The organism is Burkholderia sp. APQ4-4ca (assembly GCF_057837105.1).
In genome coordinates, this window is sequence record NZ_JBYQCG010000230.1 from 1 (window position 1) to 7,876 (window position 7,876).

The window sequence follows — 7,876 nt, forward strand, 5'->3', positions numbered from 1 at the left end:
AGTTGGGGGTGGATATCACCTGGATGGTGGGCAACTACCGCGGCATGGGGCGATTCGCCCGACAACTGGTGGAACCGGTCAGCGCGTCGGTGCTGGGTCTGGCACCGAGTGGCGTGAGTGCCGAGGAATGGCCATTCGTCAGTGACGGACACGGTTTCTTCCCGTGGTGGGAGCAGGTCGAGTTGCCACGCTTGTGCCGTGAACAGAAGCTCGACTACCTGCTATGCCCGTATAACACGGGACCCCTGCGGTCCACGGGCAACACCCGGGTGATCGCGGTTGTCCATGACCTGATCTACATGAAGCCGTGGCATGTGCTGCCGCCGGCGCGGTCGCTGTATCAGACTGTTGGGCGAGTCTACCGTCGTCAAGTGGTGCCGCGGCTGGTTCGCCGGGCCGACGCCGTGCTCACCATCTCACGCTTCACGCAGCGAGAGTTGATGGAGCGGTTCGGGCTGCGCGAGGCGGACGTTCCTGTCATTCCGTGCACAATTTCGGACGACTGGTTCGCGCCGCCGGTCAGTCGGTCTGCCCGCCAGCCGTATCTGTTCACGGTGGCGGGCGAAGTGCCCAGCAAGAATGTTGACCGCTTGCTGCAGGCGTTCGCGATGGCGAGGCCCGAGCTGGGCGATGACGCACGGCTCAGGATCGCGGGAATCAAGTCCGATCATCACGCGCACTTTCTCGGGAGAGCGGAAGCGCTCGGGCTGGGAGGCGTCGTCGAACTGCTGGGCTACGTGTCGCGAGAGGATCTGCGGCATCAGTACCGCCAAGCCCGCGCGTTCGTCTTTGCGTCGTTGTTCGAAGGGTTCGGGATTCCATTGCTGGAGGCGATGGCGTCCGGTACGCCTGTCGCATGCAGCAACACGACGTCGATGCCCGAGATCGTCGGCGATTGCGGTCTGCAGTTCGATCCTTATTCGGTCGAGGACATGGCCGAACAGATCCGCAACGTATGGGGCGACAGCACGCGATTCGACGTGGCGGTCGGTGCCGGCATGGACCGGGCGCGCACCTTTTCGGCGTCTGCCGTTAGCCCATTGATTCAGGATTTCTGGGCCCGTCTGTCATGAGCCAGAACAAGAAGAAACTGCTGGTGCTGACGCCGCGGTTTCCCTATCCGGTGATCGGCGGCGACAAGCTACGGATCTACCATCTTTGTCGCGTGCTGTCCCGCCATTACTCACTGACGCTGCTGAGCATGTGCGAGACCGACGAAGAAATGCATGCCGCGTTGCCGGACGACGGGGTGTTCGACCGCGTCGAACGGGTCTTCCTGTCGCGCCGGCGATCGTACGTCAATACACTGCTCGCGTTGCCGACTCGCACGCCGTTGCAGGTCGCGTATTACCGGAGTCGCGAGTTTGCGGTGGCGGTGGCGAGATTGCTGCCGTCACATGATGGCGTATTCGTGCATCTCGTGCGCTGTGCCGAATATGTACGCAAGTCGGACAAGCCGCGCATCCTGGAAATGACGGACGCGATCTCGCTCAACTACAGTCGCGTGAAGCAGTTGAAGAATGCACGCGGGCTGAAGTCGCGCGTGTTCGGTATCGAGGCAAAGCGCCTGCTCGACTACGAGCGCACGATCGTCGACGACTTTGATCTCTCGGTGCTGGTTTCCAGGACCGATCGCGACTACCTGTTTCCCGACGCGTCAGGCAAGAACGTGATGGTGTGCTCGAACGGTGTGGATCTGTCGGACCTGCCGTACACGGCGCGCAGCATGGCAAGCCGGATCGTGATTTTCATCGGCGACATGCGCACGGTCCAGAACCAGGATATGTGTCACTTTTTCGCCGGGGCCGTGTTGCCATTGCTGCGCAAGCGTGCCGACTACCGTTTCCGGATCGTGGGGTCGATCGTACCTGCACTCGCCGAACGATTTCGCGCATACGAGGGCGTCGAAGTAACCGGTCGGGTCGAGTCGGTTGCGCAAGCTGCGTCCGACGGCGCAATCGGCGTATGTCCGATGCGCATCGGTGCCGGGGTGCAGAACAAGATTCTCGAGTACATGGCGCTCGGGCTGCCCGTCGTCACCACGCCGCTGGGTCATGAGGGCCTGGGCGCGGAAGGAGGCCGGGAACTGTTGATTGCCGACACTCCGGAGGAATTTGTCGATTGCATCGAACAGCTCGTTGCCGACGAGGCCGCGTCGGCAGAGATGGCGGCGCGAGCGCGAACCTTCGTCGAACGTGAGCATGGGTGGGAGCGAATGATTGCGCCGCTCGTCGAAAAGGTGAACGCATTGCTGGCTTGATCGCTGTCGTGCCCAAGATTGTCGTGGCCGATGCGCGCACGGCTCGCTTGCAAGTAGCGGTTCGAGTGCCATCGGCCCGGCTGTTCGACGCGCCCGCTTGGAGGTCATGAGCCGGCGCGGTTACAATTTGGCACGCGTCCGATCGGATGCCCGATGCCGGTGGCGTCTTTTTTCACGATGCCGCGTCCGGGGAGAGAGCGGTCCCGGTCACATCAGCGACGCAGCATTGACGTCCGATTCGGAGACACGTATCGATTCGTATCGGCCTCGCCACGGCCGCCTGCGCGGTGATGCGAATAAATGACGGTGTCCACGATCGATATCCCCCTCGTTTTCGAGAGCCATCTGTGTTCGTCTTTGGCCCCCTTCCCGTATGCGCGCGCCCGTTGGGCACCGGCAGTCCCGCGTGCCATGCAGCGCGTGGCGTTGTAAAGCGCGAGCCTGTCGCTTCGATTTCGTGCGTGGTCATCGGCAGTGGCATCGGGCGGTTATGTAGCGATGTCCGTCGGTTGAGTTGGAGGCGACCATGACGCATCTCGTTGTCACCGGCGCGAACGGTTTCGTCGGCCGCGCGGTTTGCCGTCGCGCGCTAGACGCCGGGCACGCTGTCACCGCACTGGTGCGGCGGCCGGGCGGATGCGTCGACGGCGTACGCGAGTGGGTGCATGGCGGCGCCGATTTCGATGGCCTCGACGAAGGATGGCCGGCCGACCTAACCGCCGATTGCGTGATCCATCTCGCCGCGCGCGTGCACGTCATGCGCGACGAGTCGCCCGATCCCGACGCCGCATTCGACGCGACCAACGTCGCCGGCACGCTGCGTCTCGCCGAAGCCGCGCGCAAGCATGGCGTGCGTCGGATCGTGTACGCGAGCAGCATCAAGGCGGTGGGCGAAAGCGACGGCGGCACACCGCTGTCCGAAAGCACTCGCCCGAACCCACAGGACGCATACGGCCGCTCGAAGCTGCGCGCGGAGCAGCAACTCGCGCGGTTCGGCGCATCGGCCGGGCTCGATGTCGTCGTCGTGCGACCGCCGCTCGTCTACGGCCCGTCCGTCCGTGCCAATTTTCTGCGAATGATGGACGCGGTGGCGCGCGGGATGCCGCTGCCGCTCGGTTCCGTCGCCTCGCGTCGCAGCATCGTCTACGTGGACAATCTCGCCGATGCGATGCTGCAATGCGCGACGGACCCGCGCGCGGCCGGCGAATGCTTCCACGTCGCCGACGACGACGCACCGTCCGTCACGGGCCTGTTGCGTCTGGTCGGCGACGCTCTTGGCAAGCCGGCGCGGCTTCTGCCGGTTCCGGCTGCGTTGCTCCGTGCGCTCGGCAAGCTGACCGGCCGCAGCGCGGCGATCGACCGCCTGACCGGCAGCCTGCAGCTCGATACGGGCCGGATCAAGCGCGTGCTTGGCTGGCAACCGCCTTATACGATTCGCGAGGGCCTCGAAGCGACCGCTGCATGGTATCGTTCGCGCGATACACAACAATAGCCGATATGCCTTTCCCGATATTCACGTGCCCCCTGGCGGTTACGGTGGCGTTGGCCGCCGCCATCGCATCGACGGCCATCCTGCGCGTGCTTCTCGCGACCGGCCTCGCTTGGCGCCTCGCCACCGACATCCCGAACGACCGTTCGCTCCATACGCTTCCGACGCCGCGCGTCGGCGGCTGGGGCATCGTGCCGGTTTGCATCGTCGCGCTGCTGGCGGTGGCGCCGCATCTGTGGCTGATCGCAATCTCCGCCGCCGCGCTTGCCGCGATGTCGCAGATCGACGATCGACGCGGGCTACCGGCCCGCGTGCGGTTCTCGGTGCACCTGGCGGCCGTCGTCGTGCTGATCGCGGTCTATCCGGCCGAGGCGCCGTGGTGGCTGCTCGTCGGCGTCGGCTTCGTGATGGTCTGGCTCACGAACCTGTACAACTTCATGGACGGCGCCGACGGCCTCGCGGGGGGCATGGCGCTGTTCGGCTTTGGCGCGTACGCGGCCGCTGCAGCGACCGGCGCGCATCCGTCCCCCGATCTCGCCTTGACGGGCGCGGCGGTCGCAGGCGCCGCGTTCGGTTTTCTGCTACTTAACTTCCATCCGGCGAGGCTGTTTCTCGGCGATGCAGGCTCCATTCCGCTCGGTTTCCTGGCCGGCGCGCTCGGCTACTGGGGCTGGCGTACGAGCGTCTGGCCGATCTGGTTTCCAGCCCTAGTGTTCGCGCCCTTTATTGCTGACGCATCTGTAACACTTTTGAGACGTCTGTTACGTGGCGAAAAGTTCTGGCAAGCCCACCGCGAGCACTATTATCAAAGGATGGTCCGGGCGGGCGTAGGTCACCGCCGGACCGCTCTTTATTGGTACCTCATCATGCTCGCAGGCATAATCATCGCCGTGTGGGCAAAGGACCGCGCGGAACTGCAGCAGTGGCTGTCGTTCTTCGCGTGGTACGGCGTCCTGGCATGTCTCGGATTGGTGATCGACATGCGTTGGCGCCGGTTTCAGTCCGCCGCCGAAAATAACTCTTGAGGTCTCCCGCCGATGTTGCGATCCAAAGCATCATGGCTTTCGCTGAGCGCTTTCCTGTTTGACCTGACGGCGGTCGTCGCGTCGTGGTTGTTCGCTTATCTCATTCGTTTCAACGGTAGCGTTCCGCCTGATTTCCTGAGCGGCGCGCTGATGGCGCTCGTGTGGGTGTTGCCGGTCTACGCGCTGATGTTCCACCTGTTTGGCCTGTACCGTGGGCTGTGGGTATTTGCGAGTCTGCCCGACCTGATGCGCATTTCGAAAGCGGTCGTCGGCGGTGGCGTTATCGTGATGATCGGGGCTGTGATGTTCCAGCCGTCGCCAATCATTCCGCGCTCGGTGTTGCTCGTGTCGCCGCTGATGCTGTTTCTCGCGATGGGCGGCGCGCGCGCGCTGTACCGCGCGACGAAGGAGTTCTACCTGTACGGCGGGCTGGTCGGGCAGGGCAAGCCCGTGCTGGTGCTCGGCGCCGGTACCGCCGGCGCGAGCCTCGCGCGTGAACTGTCGCGTTCGGGCGAATGGCGTCTGGTGGGCTTGCTCGACGACGACGTCACCAAGCAGGGGCGCGAGATCTACGGTTACAAGGTGCTCGGCTCGTTCAATGACCTGAAGCACTGGACAGACGCGCTGAAGGTCGAATACGCGATCATCGCGATTCCGTCGGCATCGGTCGAGACGCAGCGCAGGGTTGCGACACTGTGCGTGCGCGCCGGTGTGAAAGCGATGGTGCTGCCGTCGCTGACCGCGCTGATGCCGGGGCAGGGCTTCCTGTCACAGGTACGGAGCATCGATCTCGAGGATCTGCTCGGCCGCGACGCGGTGACGATCGACACACCGCACGTCGAGGCGTTGCTGCGCGGCCGCGTCGTGATGGTGACGGGTGCGGGCGGGTCGATCGGCTCGGAGCTATGCCGGCAGATTCTCCGTTTTGCGCCGGCGCAACTCGTCGCGTTCGACTTGTCCGAATACGCGATGTATAGGCTGACGGAAGAGTTGCGCGAGCGTTTTCCCGATCAGCCAGTGGTGCCGATCATCGGCGACGCGAAGGATTCGCTGTTGCTCGATCAAGTGATGTCGCGCCATGCGCCGCACATCGTGTTCCATGCGGCGGCGTATAAGCATGTGCCGCTGATGGAAGAGCACAACGCGTGGCAGGCGCTGCGCAATAACGTGCTCGGTACGTATCGCGTCGGGCGCGCGGCGATTCGTCACGGCGTGCGTCATTTCGTGCTGATCTCGACCGACAAGGCGGTCAATCCGACCAATGTGATGGGCGCGAGCAAGCGTCTCGCCGAGATGGCCTGCCAAGCGCTGCAGCAGACGAGCGGCGGCACGCAGTTCGAGACCGTGCGCTTCGGTAACGTGCTCGGCAGCGCCGGCAGCGTGATTCCGAAGTTCCAGCAACAGATCGCGAAGGGGGGGCCGGTGACGGTCACGCATCCCGAGATCACGCGATTTTTCATGACGATCCCCGAAGCATCGCAACTCGTGCTGCAGGCATCGAGCATGGGGCATGGCGGAGAAATCTTCATTCTCGACATGGGCGAGCCGGTAAAGATCGTCGATCTCGCACGTGATCTGATCCGCCTGTATGGGCTTTCGGAAGGGCAGATCCGGATCGAATTCACGGGCCTGCGGCCGGGCGAGAAGCTTTATGAGGAACTGCTCGCGGATGATGAAACGACGACGCGTACGCCGCATCCGAAGCTGCGGATTGCGCGCGCACGCGAAGTGCCGGATCATCTGCTCGATGAATTGCTGCCGTGGCTGATGCAGAATCGCGTGCTGAGCGACGACGAGGTGCGGCGCGATCTGCGGCGCTGGGTGCCGGAATATCAGACGACGGTGACTCCGGTGCTTCAGAGCGTGTCGAGACGGGCGATTGCCTCCGAGTGATCGCGCCGTAATCGGTCGCGATGAAATAACGTACGATCGCGGAATCCATGCCGTTCAGTAGCGAACTGAGCGGCATTTTTATTGGTGGGTCCGCCGCAAACACCGCCGGATTGGCGCGTGAAGCATGGCAGAGGCGATGCTTCCAGTTGTGCAACGTCCGAGGCTCGTGCGACGCCTATTGGAGCGTGACCGCAGAGGCAAACTACGCTGCCCGAACTTCGGGTTCGATACATCGGAGTATTTGACTACCGACCGATTCCTTCCTATGTTTTCCTCAAGGTAGCCGTGCGATTGCCGTAAAGAAAAAAGGCGAACAGCCAAATACGAGGCTCTACGGTCCATACCAATTCGATGAAAACGGAACAACTTGTCAGGGGAATAGGCGCGGCGCTCATGGTGCTCGCGCTGGCAGGCTGCGGCGGCGACGACGCTGGTCCGGCTGCGACTTCTGCGCAGGCGGTCAAACTATCGGCGCTGCGAGCCACGGGCAACGTGGTGAGCGCCGCGCCGATGAGCGCGACGGCGCCGGTCCATGTTGTGTTGGTGCTCAAGCTGAATGACGAAGCCGGGTTGAACCGCTTTCTGCAGCAAGCGCGAACTCCGGGAAGCGCGAGTTTCGGGGCCGTGCTGACCTCCGCGCAGATCGCCGCACAATACGCACCCAGCGCAGGCCAGGTCGCCACCGTGAAGACTTACTTGGCAAGTAAGGGCTTCACGAACATCAGCGTGGCCGGCAACAACATGATCGTCGAAGCCGATGCCCCGGCCGGCGTGATATCGGGCGTGTTTCAGACGACGCTCGTACCGGTCGCGATGGCGGACGGCACCAGCACGCATATCAATACCGCCCCGGAGACGGTGCCCAATGCGATCGGCGGTGTCGTTCAAGGGGTGCTCGGGCTCGATACCGCGACCCGCCTGCACCCCAATTTCGTACGCGCTTCCGATGCCGCCGCCGCGCCGACCGCGAACGCCTCGCCGACGACTTCCGCCGTCGCGGTGGGTCACAATCCGACGGATTTTCCCCGCATCTATTCCGTCGGCAGTGCCCCGGCGGCGGTGAACACCATAGTAGGCATCATTGCCGAAGGAGACGTGACGCAGTCCGTCATCGACTTGGCGACGTTCGAAAGCAATAACCACCTGCCTGCCGTACCCGTTTCCGTGATTCATGCCGGGCTGTCGAGTGGGGACACGAGCGCAACCACG

General features: G+C 63.6%; 6 protein-coding genes. All 6 read left to right on the top strand.

The window, feature by feature from the left end; all coding sequences use genetic code 11:
- Nucleotides 1–2 precede the first annotated feature (2 nt).
- Nucleotides 3–1,073, top strand: a complete 1,071-nt coding sequence (locus AC3IFE_RS26790) for a glycosyltransferase family 4 protein (RefSeq protein ID WP_489193099.1) — start codon at nt 3–5, stop codon at nt 1,071–1,073.
- Nucleotides 1,070–2,260: a glycosyltransferase gene (locus AC3IFE_RS26795; protein ID WP_489193101.1), complete on the top strand. Its 1,191-nt coding sequence runs from the start codon at nt 1,070–1,072 to the stop codon at nt 2,258–2,260. Before AC3IFE_RS26790 ends, AC3IFE_RS26795 begins: the two co-directional genes overlap by 4 nt.
- 526 nt (nt 2,261–2,786) lie before the next feature.
- The gene (locus AC3IFE_RS26800) at nt 2,787–3,752 is read left to right on the top strand and encodes a UDP-glucose 4-epimerase family protein (protein WP_489193103.1); all 966 of its coding nucleotides are present in this window, start codon (nt 2,787–2,789) and stop codon (nt 3,750–3,752) included.
- Between the two features lie 5 nt (nt 3,753–3,757).
- Entirely contained in the window at nt 3,758–4,774 is a 1,017-nt protein-coding gene (locus tag AC3IFE_RS26805; protein ID WP_489193105.1) for an MraY family glycosyltransferase, read from the top strand.
- A gap of 12 nt (nt 4,775–4,786) precedes the next feature.
- The gene (locus AC3IFE_RS26810; protein WP_489193107.1) at nt 4,787–6,667 is read left to right on the top strand and encodes a polysaccharide biosynthesis protein; all 1,881 of its coding nucleotides are present in this window, start codon (nt 4,787–4,789) and stop codon (nt 6,665–6,667) included.
- 393 nt (nt 6,668–7,060) lie between these two features.
- Nucleotides 7,061–7,876, top strand: an 816-nt coding sequence (locus tag AC3IFE_RS26815; protein WP_489193109.1) for a protease pro-enzyme activation domain-containing protein, incomplete at its 3' end; no start/stop codon positions are given.